Source organism: Candidatus Woesearchaeota archaeon (assembly GCA_016188115.1).
In the GTDB taxonomy this organism is placed as follows: Archaea; Nanobdellota; Nanobdellia; order Woesearchaeales; family GW2011-AR9; genus JACPIK01.
In genome coordinates this window covers 295,715-315,086 of sequence record JACPIK010000002.1, presented here as the reverse complement: position 1 = coordinate 315,086, position 19,372 = coordinate 295,715, and the positions used below count along the sequence as shown (strand labels likewise).

The window sequence follows — 19,372 nt, the reverse complement described above, 5'->3', positions numbered from 1 at the left end:
GAAACCTTTATAAACCAACCCTAAATCTAGCTTGATATGGTAAAACGTATCGGTTCTGCAATGCGTAAAACGCGTTATAAATTCCGCCGCCATTATCGTACTCGCGGTAAAATTGGTTTAAGTCACTATTTCAATACTTTTGTTCAAGGGGATAAAGTTAATCTCATTATTAATTCAAGTGTTGTGACAGGTCGTTTCTATCCACGGTTTCACGGATTGACTGGCACAGTAACTGGAGTTATGAAAGGATCTTGTTATGAGGTTATTATTCACGACAAGAACAAACAAAAAACACTTTACGTACATCCAATTCATCTTCGCAAATAAATAAAAATGGTAAACCCTCAATTTATTGAAGAAAAGCCTGCAAGTATCTCTGAAGTAAAAGAAATTCTTGCTGTTGTTGAAGATCGTGATGCAGCTTTGGGATATCGAGCAACACGTACTAAAGATTTTATTGAAGGATTATCATTAGTGTTATCTTCTAAAAAACGTGAGACTATGCAAGAAAAACTTGTTGGTTTAAATTTAACCCGTCTACGTGAAGAACACATTATCAAAATTATTGATTTTTGTCCTACGACAGTTGGAGACCTTAAAACCGTCTTACAGGCATACCCATTAAGTATGTCTAAAACTGATCAAGAGGCTATTGTACAAGTAGTGAAAGAGTGTATGTAATTACTGCAGTCGTTTGCACTGCGGTTAGAATTAGTTAGTTCTTTGTCTAAAAGAGTAAGCTTTATTAAGTGTGTTTAATTTCTGTGAATTATGGAGCAGCAAGAACAGAAAAATATTAAGGAAGATCAAGCAATAGTCCTCGATTTCTTGCCACACGGCTATCCTTTTGAGCAAGCTGCACTTAAAACACCGATAATTCAAGCATTAGGTACAAATCATTTAAGCCTTTTAGAACTTATCCCAAAGAGAGATATATTTGTTCAACCCCATCAAGCAGTTTATATTGGTGAGGGTAAACGAGAAGAAATCCACCACATTAAAGGACGAATCTCACTTGATAAACTTACTTCAACAGCTCGAGAAGAGTTGCATCATGCGGTTGAAAAAATGGTCTCAGATAATGAGCAACGCTTCATTGAGTTTTTTAACAAAGCACAACCATTAAGTATGAGAATGCACCAACTTGAACTTCTTCCTGGTTTAGGAAAGAAGCATATGTGGGAAATTCTTGAAGCACGTAAAGCAAAGCCATTTGAAGGATTTGCTGATTTGAAAGATCGGGTTAAACTATTGCCAGATCCGAAGCAAACTGTTGTTAAGCGTATTTTACTTGAGATTGAAGGTAAAGAGAAGTATATGATTTTTGCGAAGTAGGTTTAGACCCGATACTCTGGCGGCTTCGTATGGTAGCGTTCTTGTGTAGGAAACATGCTTTCTAGTTTCAGGTCTGTTCGTCGTCTGGTTTCGTATTCATCAGGAGTATGACCACATTCGTGCAGATCAACTTCTATTTTGAGTTTGTCGCTAAGATCGTCACGTAAATGAACTTGGCTCGTGCCACGATAGGTGAAACCATACAGACCTTGGTTACCTTCGAGGGGAAAGTGACAGACATGTGCTGGTGCGGTAAATTTGAGTGTGTCTCGTCGTTCTTTTTCGAATCGTGTGGATTCATGATGTGGTTGAGTATAGCTCGTAGGGAGAAGGCGTTGCTGTTCTTGTTGCTGCTGATAGAAAGTTGGGTTAAGAAGTGAGAAAATGGAAAGGACATAAGGAGTTATTTTTTGCGAGGGAGTGTGAACTGAGACATATTCTTTCATGTAGGTTAGTAAAGAGATAGAGAAACATAAATTATCTGGATGAGAATGAGACAGAATGATCAGAAGGACGTGGTTAAAATGGTTTTATGGTTTTTACCACTGCATTTTCCAACGAGCAGAATTCTTTTTTTCTTCTACCAAATGAGTCATGCCCGCTTTTTGTGCGTTTTTAAGATACTCTTTACAGATCATTTTAAGTCGAAGACCATTAATATCAGCATCATTTTGAAATGTTTCGTAAAGATCGAGTAATTCATCAAGAATTTTTCCCTGCGCCTGAAGGTTGATAACTTCAATTCCACTTTTAGCAACTTGTCGTTCTTTTTCTAACTCTTCAAGTGAATTTAGTTTGAGTGTAATTGCTTTTGCATCACTTTTAAGTTCATCAAGATAATCACGAATAGCATCTATATCATTAAGCACATCTACTTTAGTTTGAAACTCTGGCTTTTTGAATAGTTTTTGCCACCATTTCCGTTCGTAGAGTTTAGGCATGAGAAGTGGGATTGTTTTTAGGGATATAAAGGTTTTGGGTAGATCTTGGTTCTAACCTCGAAATCTATAAAAAGAAAGTAAGGAAAATATGAAGCATGGATAAACAATTACTCTTAATTAGCAATAGCAAAGTTCCAGGTGGAACATACTTTGGTCATGCTGCAGACGAGATTAGATCACTTTTGGGCGATAGAAAAACGATCACATTTATTCCGTACGCAAGACCAGGAGGAATAAGTCATGACGCTTATACTGCGGCACTTGCACCAACTTTTGCAAAATTAGGATATGAGTTGCAATGCATTGATAGGGATAATGCCATAGAAGATATTCAAAGAGCAGAAGCACTCATGGTGGGGGGAGGAAACACTTGGAAACTTCTTAAAGAACTCAAAGATAAACAACTTATTATGCCCATTCGAGAAAGAGTTCTAAACGATGGAATGCCATATATTGGTTCTTCAGCAGGTTCAAATGTTGCAGGATCGAGCATTGGTAACACGAATGATATGCCAGCAGCAGACTGTTATTGGCGCGTTGCCATGCAACTCGTTGAGTTCAATGTGAATCCCCATTATCAAGATACAGTAACACTAACATCAGAACAACGAGAAGCTGTTCTTGCTATAGCCCCACAACTTGCAATGCTTTTAGATCATCAAGGAGAAACTCGAGAACAAAGAATTAATGAGTATCATGCTTTGGAAAATACACAAACAGTTGTAGCTCTCCGCGAAGGATCGATGCTTCGTGTTAGTGGGAACACAGTTTATTTGCGTGGTTTAACAAACGCAAGAATATTTAGACCAGGAAAAGAAGCAATAGAATGCTCGCCAGGAGACTGCTTAGATTCTCTTTTACGTTGAGGGTACACTGCGCATACTTTTATCATGCCATTTACTTAGACATAATGCTACTGCTGCACCAATGAGTGCTAAGAACATGTCCCAATGGGCGTCCCAGATATCTCCTTGCGCCCCAAGAAAGTTTGTTCCAACATCTGATGAAGAAGCTAAGACTGCCCACCATTCAATTAATTCCCAGAATGCAGCAAGACCAACCACGATGGCAATAAAAGTAAAGATTTGCCAGCCACCTGTTTTGATAAGTTTTTTTCGTATGTAGATTTCTCGCACAGTGAATAAAATAAAGAAACCAAAGGCAAAATGACCAATGCGATCATAATGATTACGTGACAGATCAAAGGCAGCCATCGCCCAGTTACCCAATGGCGTGTTGGCATACGTGTAGTAACCGCCATAGACGAGAACGAGGCTGTGCAAGAATACGCACCAATACACCCAGTGAGAAAATGGAAAGCGTTTGTAGGTGGTAAAGAGTATAATAATGCCAATAACAGACCAGATTACTTCTAAAACCCAGTTGGTTCTACCAGCTGGAGGATTATAGAGTGTTACGGCGAAAATGAGGAGAAGGATTGTGAGAAAAATGAGGGGAAGACGTGCGTGTTTGGGTAAATTCATTACAAGAAGGAGATCAAGAATCTTTATATAGTCTTTGGATAGAGTTTTTTTATGGCTGGATTTCGTGCTCCTAAAAAATATGGTGAATACCAACAGAAAATCTGTGGGTTTTGTCCTAAAATTGCGACGACGAAAAATGAACAAGGGTTAGAAGTCTGTGTGTATCATGTCAAACAAGTGATGGATGATATTAAGTGCCTATGTGGACGCTGGTTAGAAATTCGATCTGGTAAATTTGGTGCGTTCTTTAATTGCATTAATTGTGGTAACCTCAATTACAATAAAGCAATGGAGATGAAAGAAGTAATGCTGGCAAGGGCGCAAAAAGAAAAAGGGAACAATTCTGAGCCAATTCATTCTTCTGATTTACATGAATCTTCTGTTACATCACCTTCGGGATATATTTCTTCTCTGACTGCTTCATCTGGAAAAGTACAGAGTAAACCTGCGGGAAAACCTCTGCGAAGAATTAATGATGATGACGATGATGATAGTAGAGTAACGACGATTTCGTCAAGGGATGTAGATTACTTTTAATCTGCTTTGAGAAGAGCTTGTAATCTTTTCTCCCCAATTTCATCAAGCTTATTTACTGATCTTAAAAATGCAGGTCTCGTTGCAGCAACAAACGGAAGATTACGATAAAGCACATGTTCCTCTGTTTCTACTTTAAAGCTCAAATCCATACCAAAACCTACAAGCCAATGATGACCAACGTCAATCGCAGCATGATAATCATACGCACCAGTAGTAAGTTGATACTGGCATTTTCCCGGTTTTTGCGCAAGACTCACCATGCGCAGGCTTGCGGGTTGTTGAGCTGCATAATGTTCTAATAACCAATGAGCAGTTGCTCCTTCATCAACTAAATCTTCTACAAGCAGAACGTGCTTTCCACGGACATTAACGCGAGCCTCTTGGACTAGCTCTACATCTTCACCAACTAGTTTAGACCCATATCGTGTTGCTTTAATTGTATCAGGTGTGATCGCAAAGTTTGGTTTGAGAAATCCTTGTAATACGTCGTAAGTTGGCGTAGCACCATCTAACACATTAACCATCACTAGATCAGAGATTCCGCGCTTTTGATAATCCAGTGTTAACGCTGTGGCAAGCTGACTTAAACCCGATTTAATTTCACCTGCAGAAATAACGACAGCGGCAAGATGAGTATCAAGAATGTGAGAATCGACAACACCCATTTTCCGCGCATACGTTGCTACGTCATCGATATGGCTAAGACGTGCTTGAAGAGGTTGATAATTTATTAGAGGATTGTTTGCAAGAGAATGTTGACCCATAAAATCGAATAACATAAATCATTTTTAAATTTTTGGATTATGAAGAACTAACTATGCAAATAGAACCATATTTTGGTAGATATTTTGATAATTTGCATACGAGACAGCAATAGTAATAGGAAGCCAGAAAAGAATCGTACTAACCCTACAAAACCTTTAAAAATGAATACTTCTCTTAAGTAGCAACATGAATAAAAAAGGCATGGCTTTAGCAATTGTTGCAGTGGTTCTAGCTGTTACCATTCTTGCAATTTATATTATTGGCGTTGCCACGCGCGAATGCAACAGCAATAATGATTGTTCAGAAACCTCGTATTGTGGAAGCGATTTTACGTGCCATGAATACCCTTCCCAAATCATTGTTAATGATTACAAAATCCTATGGGGCGCTCTCATTTTTGGTATCTGCCTGATTATTGCAGCATATGTGTATCGTTCAGGTAAACTTCCTCCGATTAAAGAGCCGATTAAGCATGCTGTTCATGAAGTGAAAGAAATGTTACCAAAAGAAGAAGATCATGGCGGTCACGGCGACCACCATTAAAGAGATCTAAAATAAAAATACTTTTTACTGTTCTACACAAATTCCTAACTTTTTACACATCTGTTTTTGATTTGCGGTTAATCGCTTATAATTTTTTGATACATACTCTTCAAATTCTCTATCTATATCCATCTACACCACCTCTACTATACTTAACATTTACTACACCAAAGTACTTTTCTGTACTGTTTCTTCCCAGTTCATCTGAGTACCAAAGAGGTATTTAAAATTTCGTCATCACTATCCAGAGTGACTTAGCGTTATTTGATAAAATGTTTTTAGCAGTGATCATGTTTCTTTTGAAATTTTAAAGAAATTACAGGGAAATGTTTAAGAAAAAAACCGATTTAAAATAGAAACATGAAGCATCACCCTGATCTTGTGGCAGCGTTACGAACAATTATCACCCATAATGTAGCTTTACCACCTGAAAAAGAAGTCATTTTAATTTATGATGAAGATAGTTCGCTTAGTCGCAAGCTTGCTGAAGGATACAAAGAAGCAATTGCAAATTATCCCCATCGTATTATTAAGTTTGATCCCTCAATGGGGCAAGAACTCAAAGAGCAAATGCTTCAAGTTGAGCCAGGTATTGCGATTATTTTGGTTCAAACTACCAGTTTTCGTATTTCAGAATACCGCATTCGTCTTGATCTTAATAAACAAAAAGCGTATGTCATTGAACATAGCCATCTTGATTTAATTAAACCTGAAGAGGAAGAAACGTACTTGGCGTGTTTAACATACGATCATGAACGCTACAAGAAAATTTGTGATTATATTACACCACTGTTGCAAAATGCAGCGAAAGTTGAGATAATCTCACATGATGGATCAGTTATGACTTATCAAGGACCATTTGAGAAGATTTATTATAATATTGGCGAGATCCAAAATACGCTGGGAAGTTTTTATCCCATTGGTGAATTTTTTACTGAACCTCTTGATTTAAAGAACGTGAATGGAACATTTCAAATTTATGCGTATCCTTCTGATCATCATGAGACAATTATTGAAGAGCCGTTTCATATCAATGTTGAAGGTGGATCGATAATATCACATGATGGTCCTGAGCGTTTTGAAGTGATTATGGATCTTATTCGATCTGAAAATAATGATGGGCGTGTCCCCATTCGGGAGATGGGATTTGGTTTAAATCGATTTATTGGCAAGCATGCGCCTTTGGGATATGTTGGTTCTCATGAACGACAATTGGGATTTCATGTTTCGTTAGGATTGAAACATGGAATTTACCGCAAAAAGATGCCCAACGCAGTTAATCAACGATTCCATATTGATTTGTTTATTAATGTAGGAAAGATTCTAGTTGATGATGTAGCGGTATTTGAGAATGGAGAATATAAATCTGGATAAAAATTAGGTTAATTCTTTTCTCTTTTACCAACATAAAACACATAGTCTTCTTAAAAGGAAAAAAGAACCAGTATTCTTAGTAGCTACACAAGGAGGTTGCAGACATGATTGATTTAATTTGGTTAGCAGTGGTCTTTTTAATTATTGGGGTCATTGCATATGCGTTGGGTGCGAAAGGTCTTGCTTGGTTTAGTGCTGACATGGCTAAATTAGTGTTTTGGATCTTCATCATCTTCTTTATCGTGACGCTATTATTTAGAGTACTAACCTAAAACTGTTTTTTTTCTATTTTTTTAATACACTGAGTGAAGAATTATTTTAATATTCATTTAGGTTATGTTGTCGTTGATTCTCTTTAAGAATTCGACTTTCGCTGAGGAGTAAGTTGAGATCAAAACCAAATTTACGTTTGATGATCTCTTTGGCATAGTTGAGCATTAGTTCTTTGCTGGCAAACGTAACTGACTGCTCTTGTAAAGATTTACGGGTTGCTTGCCGACAAACCCAGACACCTAAAGGGAGGTTATATCCTTCTGTGATGAAACGGAGTGCAAGAATAGAACCTTGTCGTTTTAGTTCTTTAAGTTTTTCGAGAACTGGCAGACGACAGGCATAATAGCCACCAGCTGTTTCTTCTGCGTAATTGGTTCTGCCGTTGTAGTCTTCATAGTCAGTGGAGTACTTGTAGCCTTCTTTTGACCAAGGGTTAGTATCTAGCGCAAGATACGTCTCAAAGAGTTCATAACGTAGGTTGTCTGTGAAGTATAAAATGAGATAGTAGTTTCCCCAACTACCACCAAAGTAGGCTTGATAGTCTATTTGTGGATAATTTTTGATTTCTTCAATGAGTTGTTTACCGATGGTATCGTCAACTGCAGTAATTGACCAACGAGTAGGTACGAGTTTACGATTCTGTTTGAGACCAAGAGAGCCGACTGAGAGGACTTTGTTGAGTTGCGCTTCTTCAAGACCTTGTTTGTAGAGAGTGGTGAGCGCGTCTACTGCTTTCAGATCTGTATCTTGTACAGCTTTTTCAACGTGTTGGTTAACTTTGACGTTGCCTGTGATTTTTGCTGTGGCAACTTGAGCTTGAGGACCAAACGGCGTGACATCACTTTCAGGTTTAATGTTGAGTTCTGGTTTCTTCGCAAGATGGATTTCAAGTTCTGGAGTTATTTTAGCCATGCCCACTTCTTGAACTGTTTGGACAAATCTCGTGTTGAGCTGTTTGATATTACCTTGGCTGCGTGAATTCACGAGGCCGTAGCGCAGAGAGGCTACTGAGCCAATTTTGAAGTTGCCTTTACTCCAGAGCTGAGGGGAATCGTAATACGATGTGTCTCCAGAAAATTGTGGACTAAGAATACCAATGTTGACGTTAGGATAGTTGTAACGTCCAATGAATGGTGCAGGAGCAGAGCCTTGGAATTGCGTTTTGAATTCTTTATTTACTTTGAGATGTGGGACTTGTTCAATGTCTTTGAATTTGATGCGTTGAAGGGACATGCTAACCAGATAGGTAAATAGTTTAAATTTCTGTTGACTTAAAATGAAACGAAATATTTATATCAAGAGGGATATTCTTTCTAGTTATGGTAAAACCACGCTTATCTTCAGAGGAATTTAAGAGTTTCTTAACAGAGTCACGAAAAGACCCGCAGTTCCATAAAGATCTCAAAAAGTTTGTGAAGATCACAACTGGAACCTACAAACTTAAAGATTATAAACTTCTTAATTAGTTTTTATCTCTAAACTTCCTAAGTAAATTATCATATTTGAGAAAGTGTGGCGTTGGTCTGTTCTCATTAAGATTAATATGATGATAGGATTTTAGTGAATCTTTACTAAGCATAGTTCTTTGGTCGTTGGAATACACTATATCCAATTCGTAGAAGCTTGCACAAGCAACGATGATAAAGTCAATTCGGATGTTAGTGTCCCACCCGTACGTACCACCAAGATTACGGTAATGGTCATAATATTTCTTCGCTAAACGCGTAATTTCAATAGAATTTCTCACGTAGTGGCCTTTTGTTATGTGATCATACATCTCCAAAAGAGAGATTCGCGCTTTTCTGCTTGATTTTGTAATTCTAGGAATATTTCTAATCTCTTGTCGAATTAGAGGGAAGTGATAAACAACAAAATCTTTTTCGTCTTGGATTCGTTGCTCAATCTCATCTGCATCTGGCTCTTCCAATAGGTTACCATAGATGTTAGTATCAAATAATACTCTTAGCATACCTATTTATCTTAAAGAATAGTTCTTAAATCAAACTCGGACTTGACCAGTGCGTCCAGTGGTTGTTGTAATTAATGAAATCATTATTTTGGGAGTATAAAGTAATAACACTTTTTGAGATTTCGGCAATAAGAATTTCTTGGCCATAACTACTATATTCCTACAATTTTTTTAGGGATATAAAGAGTTAGATCCAATCGTGAGAAAGGGCTAAGAAAGGAAGGGCGAGAAAAACTTAAGATTTAAGCAACACACAATCATCTTTAAATTCACAAATATTACATTTCCAAGAAAGTGGTTTAATTGGTAATTTCCCATTTTTCATATCAATCCATTTTTCCAATAAGTCAATCACTTTCTCTTTATTAATCGGGTCAATATATGTATGGACTTTATCCTCTTCTTCACAAAATATTTGTACTCTTCGTTTAGGTCGTTGAAAATATACACCATAAACATCTGCTTGACAAGTAGCAGTAATTAATGTCTGTTTCATATATCTTGATTTACCTGGCACATTTATAAGAACTAAACAATGATTAACACTAAAATTTTAACAGGAGAGTTCCTTTCTATTCCCGACCGCTAATCAATTTATTTGCAACTTGAACTAATTTTTCATCAGACTTACAATTCTTAATTAACGAATAAACTCTGTATGCTCGGTCACCATCTTTAACTAATAATGTCCTTGCGGGCACCTGATCATATGCTATAGACCCATCGCCAACATTATACTCTTTAACATTTTTTCCTTCCAATTGTTTAAACTGATTAAATTCATCTGATGAAATAAATCCGATATCAATAAAAAGAGAAGTGTAAACTCCTTTAAATACAGGATCGGGTATTTGAAATTTTATGCCTACGTTACTTGTAGATTTTTTTATTGATGAAGCATCAATATTACAAATGGTAGCTACATCTGACTCTGATAAATCAGGAACAGAACTACATCCAAATAAAAAAACGGACAGTCCAATCAAAAAAACATACAATGATTTTTTCATCAATCAAACCTGTTTACTATAAGAAAGTTAATCTTTATATTGTTTTCTATTTCAAAAATCAAGATTAGATTAACAGAACGCCCCCCTTCTAAAATACTAAAACTAAAAACACTAAGTGTTAATCGGTACCAGTGTCAATAGATAGTGGTTCATTTTTTGCCATAGTAATTCTGTTGAGCGAGAACACAACTCTGCGGACGCATGTTTCCCACACTGCAGATAGGAAACTAACTTAACTGCATTAAGTCAAACTAAAAAACAATATTTGCCCCAAATGATTTAAAAGCAGTATTTGTAAAAGAGATCTTAACATGGATTTGGGTGAGGCGTACGAGACGTTAGGGCTAGATCAAGGTGCAACGCTTGAAGAGGTTATACTAGCCCATCGAACTGCTGCAAGGAAATTTCATCCAGATAGGAACCCTGCGGGACAAACACAGTTTGAGAAGAGTCAACAGGCGTATCGAATGTTACGGCAACGCGTAGAGTCAAATGATTATATACCTCACGAAGCATTACAACAAATTTGCGACAAACTTGATGCCATTGATACATTTGCAAAAAGAGGGAGTTTTCCTCTCGCAACAAGGGAATATAACCTGTTGGAAAGCCTACTACAAAACATCCCATCAGCATATGCGCAGTTAGCAGAACGTATTGCGCTGCGATATTTTCAAGAAGGATACACTGATTCTTTAGATAGATCGCTTAACATAGGAGACATTTCTTCTGCAGTATTAGTATATCAATCAGCAGAGTCTTTTGCAAAGAGGATCGCCAAATCAGATTCAGCAGGAATGGAAATAGATACATTGAGAACGACGTTATCTTATGCGTATGCTCAGAGTATTTGTCAAGATGCGCGAGAGGGAAATGTCTTGCGAGCAAAAAATGAATACCATAAAGCTAGAGGCATTTTTGGTGCGAATCCGGATGAATTACAACCATTAGAATTTAAAAATGCCATTAGAGAAATTGTAAATGCTTCTGTTCGTGCCATGGCAAGAAGCGTAACTTCTGGTGATTATGATCATGCGAAAAGAGTTCAAAAAGAAACAAGATATTTTGTTGAAACAGATACCTGGATCGCAGCACAAACTAAGTTGGATTTATTATACGAGATAAATTTGACGATCTAACTTAACGACTTTCTATATCAAAGAAATGAATGCGATTATTCATTAATTTTAACACGTCAAAGAGAATAATCAACGCAAGGGAAAAGCCAATAGCAATTTCCCAGCCTGCTAATGGAAGTGGTATAACTTCAAAGACGACATTTAAAGAAGTGTATAATATTGCAAAAGTGGCAAGCAAAGAGATAACGGAAGCATAAAAAAGATAGATATTAGTAAATGGAGATCGAGTTAAGACACCTTTGTGAAACGATCTAAAATTAAATGCAGCAACGATTTCTAAGAGTACTAAGGTAACTAATGCGGTAGTTTGGGCATATTCCACGCTTTGATGAAAGACGTTAAATGCCAAGTAATAGGATAATAAGACAAACAATGTTAAGAGAGCACCATTAAAAAGCAGCAATAGGATTACATTTTTTGTGAGAAGTGGAACTTTTCGGCGAGGTTGTTCATTCATCACCTCAGCAGAAGACGGATTAAATCCCAGGGTCACGGCGGGAAGATTATCGGTTATAAGATTCATAAATAAAATCTGCAGAGCAAGAAGAAGAGGAATTTGCCACCCTAATATGGAAGAAAATAAAACTCCAAAGAACAGAATTGCTAACTCTGCTAAACTGCAAGAAAGCTGATAGGCTACAAATTTTTGAATATTTTTAAAGATGGTTCTGCCTTCTTTAATTGCTGTGACGATACTCACAAAGTTATCATCTTTGAGAATCATATCGGCAGCTTCACGAGAAACATCCGTCCCATTTTTTCCCATAGCAACACCAATGTGAGCTTCTTTTAATGCTGGCGCGTCATTAACGCCATCACCGGTCATAGTAACAATTTCCCCATTGGCTTTGAGCGCTTTGACAATACGCAATTTATGTTCTGGTTTTACTCTTGCAAAAATAACCACTGAATTAATCATCTTTCTTAATTCGTTATCCGTAATGGTGTCGAGATCGTTGCCTTCAACAACTTTGCCTTTAAGACCAATTTGTTTGGCAATGGCGAGCGCAGTTTCTTTATTATCTCCGGTAATTATTTTTACTTTGATCCCTGCTTTAATACAAGAATAAATCGCTTCTTTGACTCCTTCGCGAGGGGCATCTTCCATTCCCACTAAACCGATAAATACAAGATCTTCTTGTGAACATTGTTTGGATGTGGAAGATTGTTTTTTGTAGGCAAATGCTAACGTGCGCAGAGTTTGAGAGGTTAGGGACAGGTTGTGTCCTAGGATTTTCTTTTTTTGCGCTAACGTTAATGGAACCAGCGCATTGCCCATTTGTATTTGCGTGCACTTTGAAAGTATAACTTCGGGAGCGCCTTTAAGAAAAACAGTTGTACTTCCTTCAAATCTCGTTAATATAGACATAAATTTTTTTTCAGAGTTAAATGGAATTTCTTCAATGCGAGTAAACTCTAAATCTTCTTTATGTTTGCCAGCTTTCGCAGCCATAATTAATAAAGCGGCTTCAGTAGAGTTACCAATGGGACGGTAGGTATTTGTTCCATTTTCATTAGTTCTTTCTATTGTAGAATCATTACAAATCACAGCGGTTTTTATTAATAGATCAAGAGATGACTTTGGTTCTACCTCAATCTTCTTTTTTCCGTGATAGAAATGTCCAATGGATTCATACCCTACACCCGTAACATCAATAATAGAATCATCAACCATAACTTTTCTCACTGTCATTTCGCCTTTGGTAATCGTTCCTGTTTTATCCGAACAAATTACTGTTGTTTCACCAAGAGTCTCAATGATAGACATACGATTAATAATTACATTTTTTTTCGCCATGGAATGCGCTCCTGCAGCAAGCGCAGTAATAAGCACCACAGGAAATCCTTCGGGAAAAGCAGAAACAGATAATGCGATCATAAGAATAAGCACATTAATAAAAAATTCTTGAGAAAAGGAAGTTGCTTGGACAACCATGAGAATGCCCGTAAGCACTGAAACAATAATCGCAACAACCGCCATATACTTAGCGATAGTATTCACTTTCTCTTGAAGCGGCAGTTCTTTTTGAGCTGTTGAGATCATGCTGGCAATTTTGCCAAAACGTGTATTCATTCCGGTATGAATAACCTGCGCCACACCTTTTCCATTCATGATGAATGAGCCCATAAATAGAATGTTAGTTTCATTATAATTCGTCGTGCTTTTTGCGGGGTTTTTCCGAATTTCCCTTGATTCTCCTGTTAAAATAGATTCATCAATACTCAAGTCTTTTTCTTCAAGAACAATACAATCCGCAGGGATCTTTTCACCATTTCTTAAAATGAGTATGTCCCCTGGCACAATTTGAAGAGAAGAGATCTGCTGTTGGCGCCCATCACGTATAACAATTGAAAGAGGCAAAATCATTTTGCGCAAGGCTTTGATTGCTTTGTCAGCCCGATACTCTTGAATAAACCCCACAGAAATGACCATGACAATGACTCCGGCAATAGTATATGCCGTAGTAAATTTGCCAACGATAAAAGAGATGATGAGCGCGCAAAAGAGAAGATACAGAATAAAGTTGCCTTGTATTTGCCTTAGCAAAATGCGTAGAGTTGTGGTTTTAGAAAATTCCTGAATTTCATTAAGACCCGCTGTAGTTATTCTTTTTTTTGCTTCTTGAGTACTAAGACCGTGTTGTTGCATGGTGAGGGGAAAATATAATCTCTTTGAAATTATTTTTTTGTAGATCTTTTGCGAGGTTACTCTTTAGCTAAGCTTTCTAATTTTTGCACTAGTTCTGGTTGAATATAACTATGAATAGTAACAGTAAAATTATCCTGCCATTGGTCATTCTTTTTGTCAAACTTCATATGACCTAACGCATGGGCGATTGAGAGATAAAGTTGTTTGATTTGTTCTTTAGTGGTTCTCTTATGGGTAGCTAAAAAAGTTTTGACTTGGTTTGTAGCGTAATAGGAACGTACAATATGAGGATAGAATTCATGACCACAATAGGATATGAATGCTTTTTTAAAGTCAGTCTCATGCAGTAATTTGCCTTCTTTGTCAAAAATAAAATCTTCGGTCTTTTTTGTTGCAAGTGATGCTTTAAGCCGACCGACGTACTGAGGAGGGAATTCATGGGTGAGAGTAACAGGAACTCCATCTTTTGCAAGGAAATGAAATGTGACAACATTTCCTTTAATGAGAAGATCTTTTTTGGTAAGCGTGGTGAGACCTTTATGCCCATGCGCTTTAAAGTAGATCTCGTTGCCGACACGCATGTTGGTTTTAAGCAATGTATACATGGGCAATGCCATAGGATCTTTTTTATTAGTCAGAGATTTTGTGACGTTGGTTAGAAGCAACGAATAATACTTGCTAAATAAATCTACTTTTTTGTATTTGCCAGACCGGTGCTGTTGACGTTTTGCCAGAGTGTACACGTATGACCACGTACCACCTTTATTTTGATATAATACATCCCAATGATCGTGCGAATCTTGATCGTGAATGGTGAGATGAGGTGAGAATAAAGAAAATGCTTTTTCAAGTTTTTCTCCGGTGGGAAGGACGTTGATACGCGCCCCTTGTTCTTGCCCGTTAGATGAAAGTTGACCTTTGAGAAATTCTGAATTTTTTGTATCGATAAGATCTGATAGATGGTTGTGCGCTTTGAAAAGCTTGACTACCTGAAGAAGTTCTGGAAATTGCTTTGATGATATTTTCCAGCCCGTGTTGGTTTTTTCGTATGGTTTGAGGGTACTCGCTTTAACGCGAATTGTTCCAACAGGAACTTCTTTTGTGATGCTTTTGGCGATACTTCTTCCGTTTACATTTTGAATTTTTACCATTATCGTAGTCCTTCCGCTTTAGGATGTTCGTGTCCAACCTGCCGTCGTTTATGAAGATATTTGATATGATTAGATTTCTCTTTTCCAAACTTGTGACTATCAAACCCATACTCCTCGATCATGGAAGAAATGTGTTTTCCACCCAAAAAATGAGGCATAATAACATAACTAGCACCAGCATCGTATAATGCCATCGCTTCGTCAATTTGGTGTGACACTACTTTGATAATGGTGTTTTTGTTAGTCTGTTTGATTTTTTTAATGAGAAGCATGTTGGTCTCTTGAACAGGAATTGTTGAGATCGCCATTTTACAATGCCGAAAGTCCAATTCATTAAGCATCTCCACATCATTGACATCACCATATTTACAGTCAAAACCTTGTTGAGTTAATTTCTCGATGACCGCAGGATCGTAGTCAACTATCAACACTTTTTTACCTATTTTTTTAATTGCATTGAGAATGTCAAAACCAATACGATTGTACCCAAAGAGGATAACATCATAAAATCCAGATGTGTGTGTTCCTAATTGGTCGACTTTTTTGCCTTTTCTTTCAAAGAGGGCAAGATATTTTGCAAGATAAGGGTAGATTTTGTCACCAGATAAAACAAGATAGGTAGATCCCGCAATGGTTATTAATCCTACAAATGTTACGAGAGAGAGGATTTCTTGATTGACATGACCTAATTGAACGCCTAATGCAACAAGCACTAATGAGAACTCGCTAATTTGCGCAACAATCAGGCCTGTAAAAAAACTATTGCGTTTGGTGTAACCCAACCAGGACATAAGCAAAAACATGATAAGAGGATTGGCAACCAAAATAAAGAGAGATAAGACGATGATAGGAATCACATAAGAGCTGAGATTGGCAAAGGTCATTTGAGAGCCAAGTAAGACGAAAAAGAGCATAATGAAAAAATCACGTAATGGTTTAATCTTAGAACTGATTTCATAGCTATATGCGGAAGAGGAAAGAGTTACACCTGCAAGTAATGCTCCTGCTTCAATGGAGATATTAAAATAGTAAAAAATAGCAGCAACGACAAAACACCAGCCAATGGAGAAGAGAAGCAGAAATTCTTGTGATTTTGCAATAAAACGAGTTACTGGAGGAAGAACTTTCCAGCTAATAATCCCCAATATGCCTATGGCGATAACAATTTTGAGCAAGGTATGTATTGCAACCGCACCAATGTTTTCACCGCTGGGAACAGATGAGAGAATTACCAGAATAAGGATCGCAATAAGATCCTGCACGATGAGAAACCCAATGGCAATTTTTCCATACAATGTGTCAAGATCACGTTTGTCGGTAAGAAGCTTCATGATGATAATCGTGCTACTAAATGTTAACGCAACGCTTACATATACAGAAGTGAGGGTTGAGTACCCAAGCAGTTTACAAATACCAAACCCAATAATTGATGTGAAAATAACTTGACCAATTCCAGTAATTAAGGACACTTTTCCTACTTCTTTGATAACTTTAGGATTAAGACTTATGCCCACTATGAATAAGAGAAAAGTGACTCCCATCTGCGCAAGGGTGGATACTGTTTCACTGGATTGAACTAAATTTAGAAAAAATGGACCTACAGCAATACCAGCTAAAATATAACCAATAATGAGTGGCTGTTTAAGAACACGAGCAAATGCTGCGAAGAGTAGAACAATAGCAAAAATAAGTGCAAATTCTACAAAAACACCTAAACTCATACGCGTACCTCTTTTTTAATGGTTTTATGGGAGTAAGAGTTTAAAAAATCTCCTTTTTTGGGTTGAGTAGAGAGGTTTTAGGTTGAAATAATCTTATGGATAAGTTGACCTAATTCAGGAATTCTCTTAAAGAAATAATCTTGTTCTAAGTGTTTTCTGATCTCATCATCTAATTTAATACCATATCCTGCAAGAAAATCTTCAGGTTCATATTTGGCAAAGTGTTCGCGGTTAAGTGGTGTCCAGAGGGGTAGTTCGTCAAGAGTGATACCGATTAATGTTTGAGTGCCAGCTTTTCTCATACGGCGATTCGCATGACGCTCGGGGAGGTTATAGAGTCCAACTGGACGAGTTAATTCATAAAGACGAGCATCAAGATCATTTGAGAGTCGAAGTAAGGCAAGGCGTTCTGGATCACTATCAAGATGTTTAATACCATTTCGAGGATGTTGTTCAAAGATTCGATCTTGAACACGCATATACTCACCCCCCATCTTTGCTTGAGTTTGAGTAAGAAACGTAATTGTTGGTTGGTATTCTTCTGGAAAACTACGGATATGAACAATATAATCTGACGAGCTTCCCCCTTGTGGATCAATTGTAGGAAATCCAGTTGCTGCAGTTATTACATAATTGGTTTGAGTCATGTTTAATCACCAAACAGGTTTGGTTTACGAAAGACTTATATTCTACTGATATTTTGAATATAAGTAATATAAGTTAATGATTGATGTGTTATGGAACGTAAACTGATTAAGCAAGGAGACAACGCACTTACTGTTACATTACCTGCTAAATGGTTGGCACAAAGAGGGTTGAAAGCAGGAGATACTGTGTCCATCAATGAAGAAAGTACACAGATTACAATTAGCACTGCACGTAAGACTGGTGTGCGAGAGATTGAAGTCGATCTACGTGGTCTGGAGAGAAGCGCCGCATTTCAAAAAGTAATTTCTGTGTATATTGAAGGGCATGATTTGATTGTTGTTAACCATTCTTCTGCCGCACTTATTGTTGATATCTCAAAGGAGTTAATGGGAATGATTATTGAGAAACAGACTGGATCACAAAGCGTACTGCGTAATCTGATTGTGGTTCCGGAAGATAATGTCGAGAAAATTTTACAGCGAATTCGTTTTATGCTGCTTGAGCAGGGACGGCTTTTGTTGTTGGTTGCTACAGGAAAAGGAACTATTGTAGAACTACGAGCATCGGAAAAACTACTTGACCAAAACATTTTGTATTGCTTAAGATATATTTGTAAATACGAACGCTCTTTGGAGGGGTATCGTCTGTTCTCATTATGTTTGACATTTGATCTGATTGGTGATAAGATCACAGAGATCGGAAAATATATAGGAAAGAATGCGAAATTAGCTTCGTTAATTGTTGATGCTATTGAGAGTTATACCTCCCTGGCGTTTAAAGGTGATTTGGAAGGATTAAATCGATCATTGAGATCATTTAGGGATGCAATTGGCACGAAGACGTTTGTGGAAGGGTTGACCTATTCGCTGGCTGAGACGATGTATAACTTTGTAGGATATTTGATGGAGAAGAGATGATACAGTTTATCGATCTAATAATTTGTAAGTATGCTCTCTAGAAAGATCTCCTAACCAACGCCAGATTCCAGGAATATACTTCAGACCAGGACACCCAACAATTCCATCCAGGAATGTTCCAGGAGTTTGAGCCAAGACTGCTGCAAGAGAATCTTTTATTTCCACGCTTGGCCGCGCTCCAAGCTCGAAGTGTTTTACTCCCCCATATACTTTGAGGTCTCCACCATAGCATTCTACCCCTAACTCCCTTTGGATAAGTTCTGTTTCAAATAAATGAAGCTGGGTAAGAGGGCTTATGGAAGTTAAACTGTTTGTATAAATAGCATCCATTTCACTAGAGTTAATAGGTCTTCCCTGAGCTTGACGAACTAAGACTTCTGCATATCGTTGAAAACTGCAGCTAATTCTTACTGTTTCATTTGCTGCCACGGAAATGCGTTGTTGGGCAGTTCGATTTCCGAATACCCCTTTACGATCGCGATCAACAAGTTGATTTAAACGAATATAACGAGGATCTTCTATTACTTTTTGCTCCCAAACTTGAGTAGCAATATCGATCGTTCGATGAACCCCTTCATGAAGCCAGTACGTTGCACGAAAGAAATTTGATGCGTGTGCGTCTACTTTTACTAGCACTCCTTCTCGAGCGGAGACCACAGTAGAACCCTCATACATAACTAATCCATCCTCAAAGTTAGTTCTTAAATCTGCAACGCGAGCCATAACACCATCCAAAGCCCACCCTAAAAGATGATAGTACTCAGCTTTGTGCTCGTTAGGATCTAGGTTAGCAGGATCGGTTGAAGACATACCAGAAGCTTTGGCTAGATGGGGACAACCGCGACTCTCATTTATTCTTTGAACCAGTTCTGTTGTTGAACGACTTTCACTTGCCATATGCATAAGTTCTAAAGC

24 protein-coding genes are annotated in these 19,372 nt (G+C 37.6%); 11 read left to right on the top strand and 13 right to left on the bottom strand.

Going from position 1 to position 19,372, the window contains the following annotated elements; translation table 11 throughout:
- Nucleotides 1–36: 36 nt before the first annotated feature.
- From HYV86_01730 to HYV86_01720, 3 genes are all read left to right on the top strand, one after another.
- The gene (locus HYV86_01730; GenBank protein ID MBI2572554.1) at nucleotides 37–327 is read left to right on the top strand and encodes a 50S ribosomal protein L21e; all 291 of its coding nucleotides are present in this window, start codon (nucleotides 37–39) and stop codon (nucleotides 325–327) included.
- Between the two features lie 6 nt (nucleotides 328–333).
- A complete protein-coding gene (locus tag HYV86_01725; protein ID MBI2572553.1) occupies nucleotides 334–681 on the top strand; it encodes a hypothetical protein in 348 nt (115 codons plus the stop codon).
- A gap of 90 nt (nucleotides 682–771) precedes the next feature.
- Nucleotides 772–1,335 (top strand): DUF655 domain-containing protein, encoded by a 564-nt coding sequence (locus HYV86_01720; protein ID MBI2572552.1) that lies wholly within the window; start codon nucleotides 772–774, stop codon nucleotides 1,333–1,335.
- A 2-nt stretch (nucleotides 1,336–1,337) separates the two neighbouring features.
- Here the strand turns inward: HYV86_01720 and HYV86_01715 are convergent, their stop codons facing one another.
- Nucleotides 1,338–1,781 carry a hypothetical protein gene (locus HYV86_01715; GenBank protein MBI2572551.1) on the bottom strand — a complete coding sequence of 148 codons (444 nt, stop codon included), beginning with the start codon at nucleotides 1,779–1,781 and terminating at the stop codon, nucleotides 1,338–1,340.
- A 93-nt stretch (nucleotides 1,782–1,874) separates the two neighbouring features.
- Nucleotides 1,875–2,276 (bottom strand): hypothetical protein, encoded by a 402-nt coding sequence (locus HYV86_01710; GenBank protein ID MBI2572550.1) that lies wholly within the window; start codon nucleotides 2,274–2,276, stop codon nucleotides 1,875–1,877.
- 95 nt (nucleotides 2,277–2,371) lie between these two features.
- Between HYV86_01710 and pepE the strand changes: the two genes are divergently transcribed.
- Nucleotides 2,372–3,142: a dipeptidase PepE gene (gene pepE, locus HYV86_01705; protein ID MBI2572549.1), complete on the top strand. Its 771-nt coding sequence runs from the start codon at nucleotides 2,372–2,374 to the stop codon at nucleotides 3,140–3,142.
- Here pepE and HYV86_01700 read toward each other — a convergent pair.
- Entirely contained in the window at nucleotides 3,134–3,760 is a 627-nt protein-coding gene (locus tag HYV86_01700; protein ID MBI2572548.1) for a DUF2238 domain-containing protein, read from the bottom strand. The two genes, pepE and HYV86_01700, sit on opposite strands and share 9 nt — an antisense overlap.
- Before the next feature lie 51 nt (nucleotides 3,761–3,811).
- Between HYV86_01700 and HYV86_01695 the strand changes: the two genes are divergently transcribed.
- Entirely contained in the window at nucleotides 3,812–4,297 is a 486-nt protein-coding gene (locus tag HYV86_01695; GenBank protein MBI2572547.1) for a hypothetical protein, read from the top strand.
- Here the strand turns inward: HYV86_01695 and HYV86_01690 are convergent.
- Nucleotides 4,294–5,061, bottom strand: coding sequence for a hypothetical protein (locus HYV86_01690; GenBank protein ID MBI2572546.1), 768 nt, complete (start codon nucleotides 5,059–5,061; stop codon nucleotides 4,294–4,296). The genes HYV86_01695 and HYV86_01690 overlap by 4 nt on opposite strands.
- A gap of 187 nt (nucleotides 5,062–5,248) precedes the next feature.
- Here HYV86_01690 and HYV86_01685 point away from each other — a divergent pair, with 187 nt between their 5' ends.
- The 3 genes from HYV86_01685 to HYV86_01675 all read left to right on the top strand — a co-directional run bounded on the left by HYV86_01685 (nucleotide 5,249) and on the right by HYV86_01675 (nucleotide 7,251).
- Nucleotides 5,249–5,605, top strand: a complete 357-nt coding sequence (locus HYV86_01685; protein ID MBI2572545.1) for a hypothetical protein — start codon at nucleotides 5,249–5,251, stop codon at nucleotides 5,603–5,605.
- Between the two features lie 360 nt (nucleotides 5,606–5,965).
- Nucleotides 5,966–6,979: a hypothetical protein gene (locus HYV86_01680; protein ID MBI2572544.1), complete on the top strand. Its 1,014-nt coding sequence runs from the start codon at nucleotides 5,966–5,968 to the stop codon at nucleotides 6,977–6,979.
- Nucleotides 6,980–7,083: 104 nt separating this feature from the next.
- The gene (locus tag HYV86_01675; GenBank protein MBI2572543.1) at nucleotides 7,084–7,251 is read left to right on the top strand and encodes a DUF1328 domain-containing protein; all 168 of its coding nucleotides are present in this window, start codon (nucleotides 7,084–7,086) and stop codon (nucleotides 7,249–7,251) included.
- Between the two features lie 46 nt (nucleotides 7,252–7,297).
- Here the strand turns inward: HYV86_01675 and HYV86_01670 are convergent, their stop codons facing one another.
- Nucleotides 7,298–8,485: a hypothetical protein gene (locus HYV86_01670; GenBank protein MBI2572542.1), complete on the bottom strand. Its 1,188-nt coding sequence runs from the start codon at nucleotides 8,483–8,485 to the stop codon at nucleotides 7,298–7,300.
- Between the two features lie 86 nt (nucleotides 8,486–8,571).
- On the opposite strand from HYV86_01670, the gene HYV86_01665 reads away from it, so the two are divergent.
- A complete protein-coding gene (locus tag HYV86_01665; protein MBI2572541.1) occupies nucleotides 8,572–8,718 on the top strand; it encodes a hypothetical protein in 147 nt (48 codons plus the stop codon).
- Here HYV86_01665 and HYV86_01660 read toward each other — a convergent pair.
- From HYV86_01660 to HYV86_01650, 3 genes are all read right to left on the bottom strand, one after another.
- A complete protein-coding gene (locus HYV86_01660; GenBank protein MBI2572540.1) occupies nucleotides 8,715–9,221 on the bottom strand; it encodes a PIN domain-containing protein in 507 nt (168 codons plus the stop codon). The two genes, HYV86_01665 and HYV86_01660, sit on opposite strands and share 4 nt — an antisense overlap.
- Before the next feature lie 235 nt (nucleotides 9,222–9,456).
- Nucleotides 9,457–9,717 carry a hypothetical protein gene (locus HYV86_01655; protein MBI2572539.1) on the bottom strand — a complete coding sequence of 87 codons (261 nt, stop codon included), beginning with the start codon at nucleotides 9,715–9,717 and terminating at the stop codon, nucleotides 9,457–9,459.
- A 76-nt stretch (nucleotides 9,718–9,793) separates the two neighbouring features.
- Nucleotides 9,794–10,231 carry a hypothetical protein gene (locus tag HYV86_01650; GenBank protein ID MBI2572538.1) on the bottom strand — a complete coding sequence of 146 codons (438 nt, stop codon included), beginning with the start codon at nucleotides 10,229–10,231 and terminating at the stop codon, nucleotides 9,794–9,796.
- Between the two features lie 311 nt (nucleotides 10,232–10,542).
- Here HYV86_01650 and HYV86_01645 point away from each other — a divergent pair, with 311 nt between their 5' ends.
- On the top strand, nucleotides 10,543–11,370 hold the full coding sequence (locus tag HYV86_01645) for a J domain-containing protein (protein MBI2572537.1): 828 nt from the start codon (nucleotides 10,543–10,545) through the stop codon (nucleotides 11,368–11,370).
- Nucleotide 11,371: 1 nt separating this feature from the next.
- Here HYV86_01645 and HYV86_01640 read toward each other — a convergent pair whose 3' ends face one another.
- The 4 genes from HYV86_01640 to HYV86_01625 all read right to left on the bottom strand — a co-directional run bounded on the left by HYV86_01640 (nucleotide 11,372) and on the right by HYV86_01625 (nucleotide 17,539).
- Entirely contained in the window at nucleotides 11,372–14,020 is a 2,649-nt protein-coding gene (locus HYV86_01640) for a cation-transporting P-type ATPase (GenBank protein ID MBI2572536.1), read from the bottom strand.
- A 56-nt stretch (nucleotides 14,021–14,076) separates the two neighbouring features.
- On the bottom strand, nucleotides 14,077–15,171 hold the full coding sequence (locus tag HYV86_01635) for a hypothetical protein (protein MBI2572535.1): 1,095 nt from the start codon (nucleotides 15,169–15,171) through the stop codon (nucleotides 14,077–14,079).
- On the bottom strand, nucleotides 15,171–16,892 hold the full coding sequence (locus tag HYV86_01630; protein ID MBI2572534.1) for a cation:proton antiporter: 1,722 nt from the start codon (nucleotides 16,890–16,892) through the stop codon (nucleotides 15,171–15,173). Before HYV86_01630 ends, HYV86_01635 begins: the two co-directional genes overlap by 1 nt.
- 77 nt (nucleotides 16,893–16,969) lie before the next feature.
- Nucleotides 16,970–17,539, bottom strand: a complete 570-nt coding sequence (locus HYV86_01625; protein ID MBI2572533.1) for a hypothetical protein — start codon at nucleotides 17,537–17,539, stop codon at nucleotides 16,970–16,972.
- A 90-nt stretch (nucleotides 17,540–17,629) separates the two neighbouring features.
- Between HYV86_01625 and HYV86_01620 the strand changes: the two genes are divergently transcribed.
- Entirely contained in the window at nucleotides 17,630–18,457 is an 828-nt protein-coding gene (locus HYV86_01620) for a hypothetical protein (GenBank protein ID MBI2572532.1), read from the top strand.
- 6 nt (nucleotides 18,458–18,463) lie between these two features.
- Here HYV86_01620 and HYV86_01615 read toward each other — a convergent pair whose 3' ends face one another.
- The gene (locus tag HYV86_01615; protein MBI2572531.1) at nucleotides 18,464–19,354 is read right to left on the bottom strand and encodes a hypothetical protein; all 891 of its coding nucleotides are present in this window, start codon (nucleotides 19,352–19,354) and stop codon (nucleotides 18,464–18,466) included.
- Between the last annotated feature and the right edge of the window lie 18 nt (nucleotides 19,355–19,372).

Bases quoted from the DNA above. Each gene is read 5' to 3' on its own strand.
- HYV86_01730 (MBI2572554.1), top strand. From the start codon at position 37: ATGGTAAAACGTATCGGTTCTGCAATGCGTAAAACGCGTTATAAATTC.
- HYV86_01725 (MBI2572553.1), top strand. From the start codon at position 334: ATGGTAAACCCTCAATTTATTGAAGAAAAGCCTGCAAGTATCTCTGAA.
- HYV86_01720 (MBI2572552.1), top strand. From the start codon at position 772: ATGGAGCAGCAAGAACAGAAAAATATTAAGGAAGATCAAGCAATAGTC.
- HYV86_01715 (MBI2572551.1), bottom strand. From the start codon at position 1,781: ATGAAAGAATATGTCTCAGTTCACACTCCCTCGCAAAAAATAACTCCT.
- HYV86_01710 (MBI2572550.1), bottom strand. From the start codon at position 2,276: ATGCCTAAACTCTACGAACGGAAATGGTGGCAAAAACTATTCAAAAAG.
- pepE (MBI2572549.1), top strand. From the start codon at position 2,372: ATGGATAAACAATTACTCTTAATTAGCAATAGCAAAGTTCCAGGTGGA.
- HYV86_01700 (MBI2572548.1), bottom strand. From the start codon at position 3,760: ATGAATTTACCCAAACACGCACGTCTTCCCCTCATTTTTCTCACAATC.
- HYV86_01695 (MBI2572547.1), top strand. From the start codon at position 3,812: ATGGCTGGATTTCGTGCTCCTAAAAAATATGGTGAATACCAACAGAAA.
- HYV86_01690 (MBI2572546.1), bottom strand. From the start codon at position 5,061: ATGGGTCAACATTCTCTTGCAAACAATCCTCTAATAAATTATCAACCT.
- HYV86_01685 (MBI2572545.1), top strand. From the start codon at position 5,249: ATGAATAAAAAAGGCATGGCTTTAGCAATTGTTGCAGTGGTTCTAGCT.
- HYV86_01680 (MBI2572544.1), top strand. From the start codon at position 5,966: ATGAAGCATCACCCTGATCTTGTGGCAGCGTTACGAACAATTATCACC.
- HYV86_01675 (MBI2572543.1), top strand. From the start codon at position 7,084: ATGATTGATTTAATTTGGTTAGCAGTGGTCTTTTTAATTATTGGGGTC.
- HYV86_01670 (MBI2572542.1), bottom strand. From the start codon at position 8,485: ATGTCCCTTCAACGCATCAAATTCAAAGACATTGAACAAGTCCCACAT.
- HYV86_01665 (MBI2572541.1), top strand. From the start codon at position 8,572: ATGGTAAAACCACGCTTATCTTCAGAGGAATTTAAGAGTTTCTTAACA.
- HYV86_01660 (MBI2572540.1), bottom strand. From the start codon at position 9,221: ATGCTAAGAGTATTATTTGATACTAACATCTATGGTAACCTATTGGAA.
- HYV86_01655 (MBI2572539.1), bottom strand. From the start codon at position 9,717: ATGAAACAGACATTAATTACTGCTACTTGTCAAGCAGATGTTTATGGT.
- HYV86_01650 (MBI2572538.1), bottom strand. From the start codon at position 10,231: ATGAAAAAATCATTGTATGTTTTTTTGATTGGACTGTCCGTTTTTTTA.
- HYV86_01645 (MBI2572537.1), top strand. From the start codon at position 10,543: ATGGATTTGGGTGAGGCGTACGAGACGTTAGGGCTAGATCAAGGTGCA.
- HYV86_01640 (MBI2572536.1), bottom strand. From the start codon at position 14,020: ATGCAACAACACGGTCTTAGTACTCAAGAAGCAAAAAAAAGAATAACT.
- HYV86_01635 (MBI2572535.1), bottom strand. From the start codon at position 15,171: ATGGTAAAAATTCAAAATGTAAACGGAAGAAGTATCGCCAAAAGCATC.
- HYV86_01630 (MBI2572534.1), bottom strand. From the start codon at position 16,892: ATGAGTTTAGGTGTTTTTGTAGAATTTGCACTTATTTTTGCTATTGTT.
- HYV86_01625 (MBI2572533.1), bottom strand. From the start codon at position 17,539: ATGACTCAAACCAATTATGTAATAACTGCAGCAACTGGATTTCCTACA.
- HYV86_01620 (MBI2572532.1), top strand. From the start codon at position 17,630: ATGGAACGTAAACTGATTAAGCAAGGAGACAACGCACTTACTGTTACA.
- HYV86_01615 (MBI2572531.1), bottom strand. From the start codon at position 19,354: ATGGCAAGTGAAAGTCGTTCAACAACAGAACTGGTTCAAAGAATAAAT.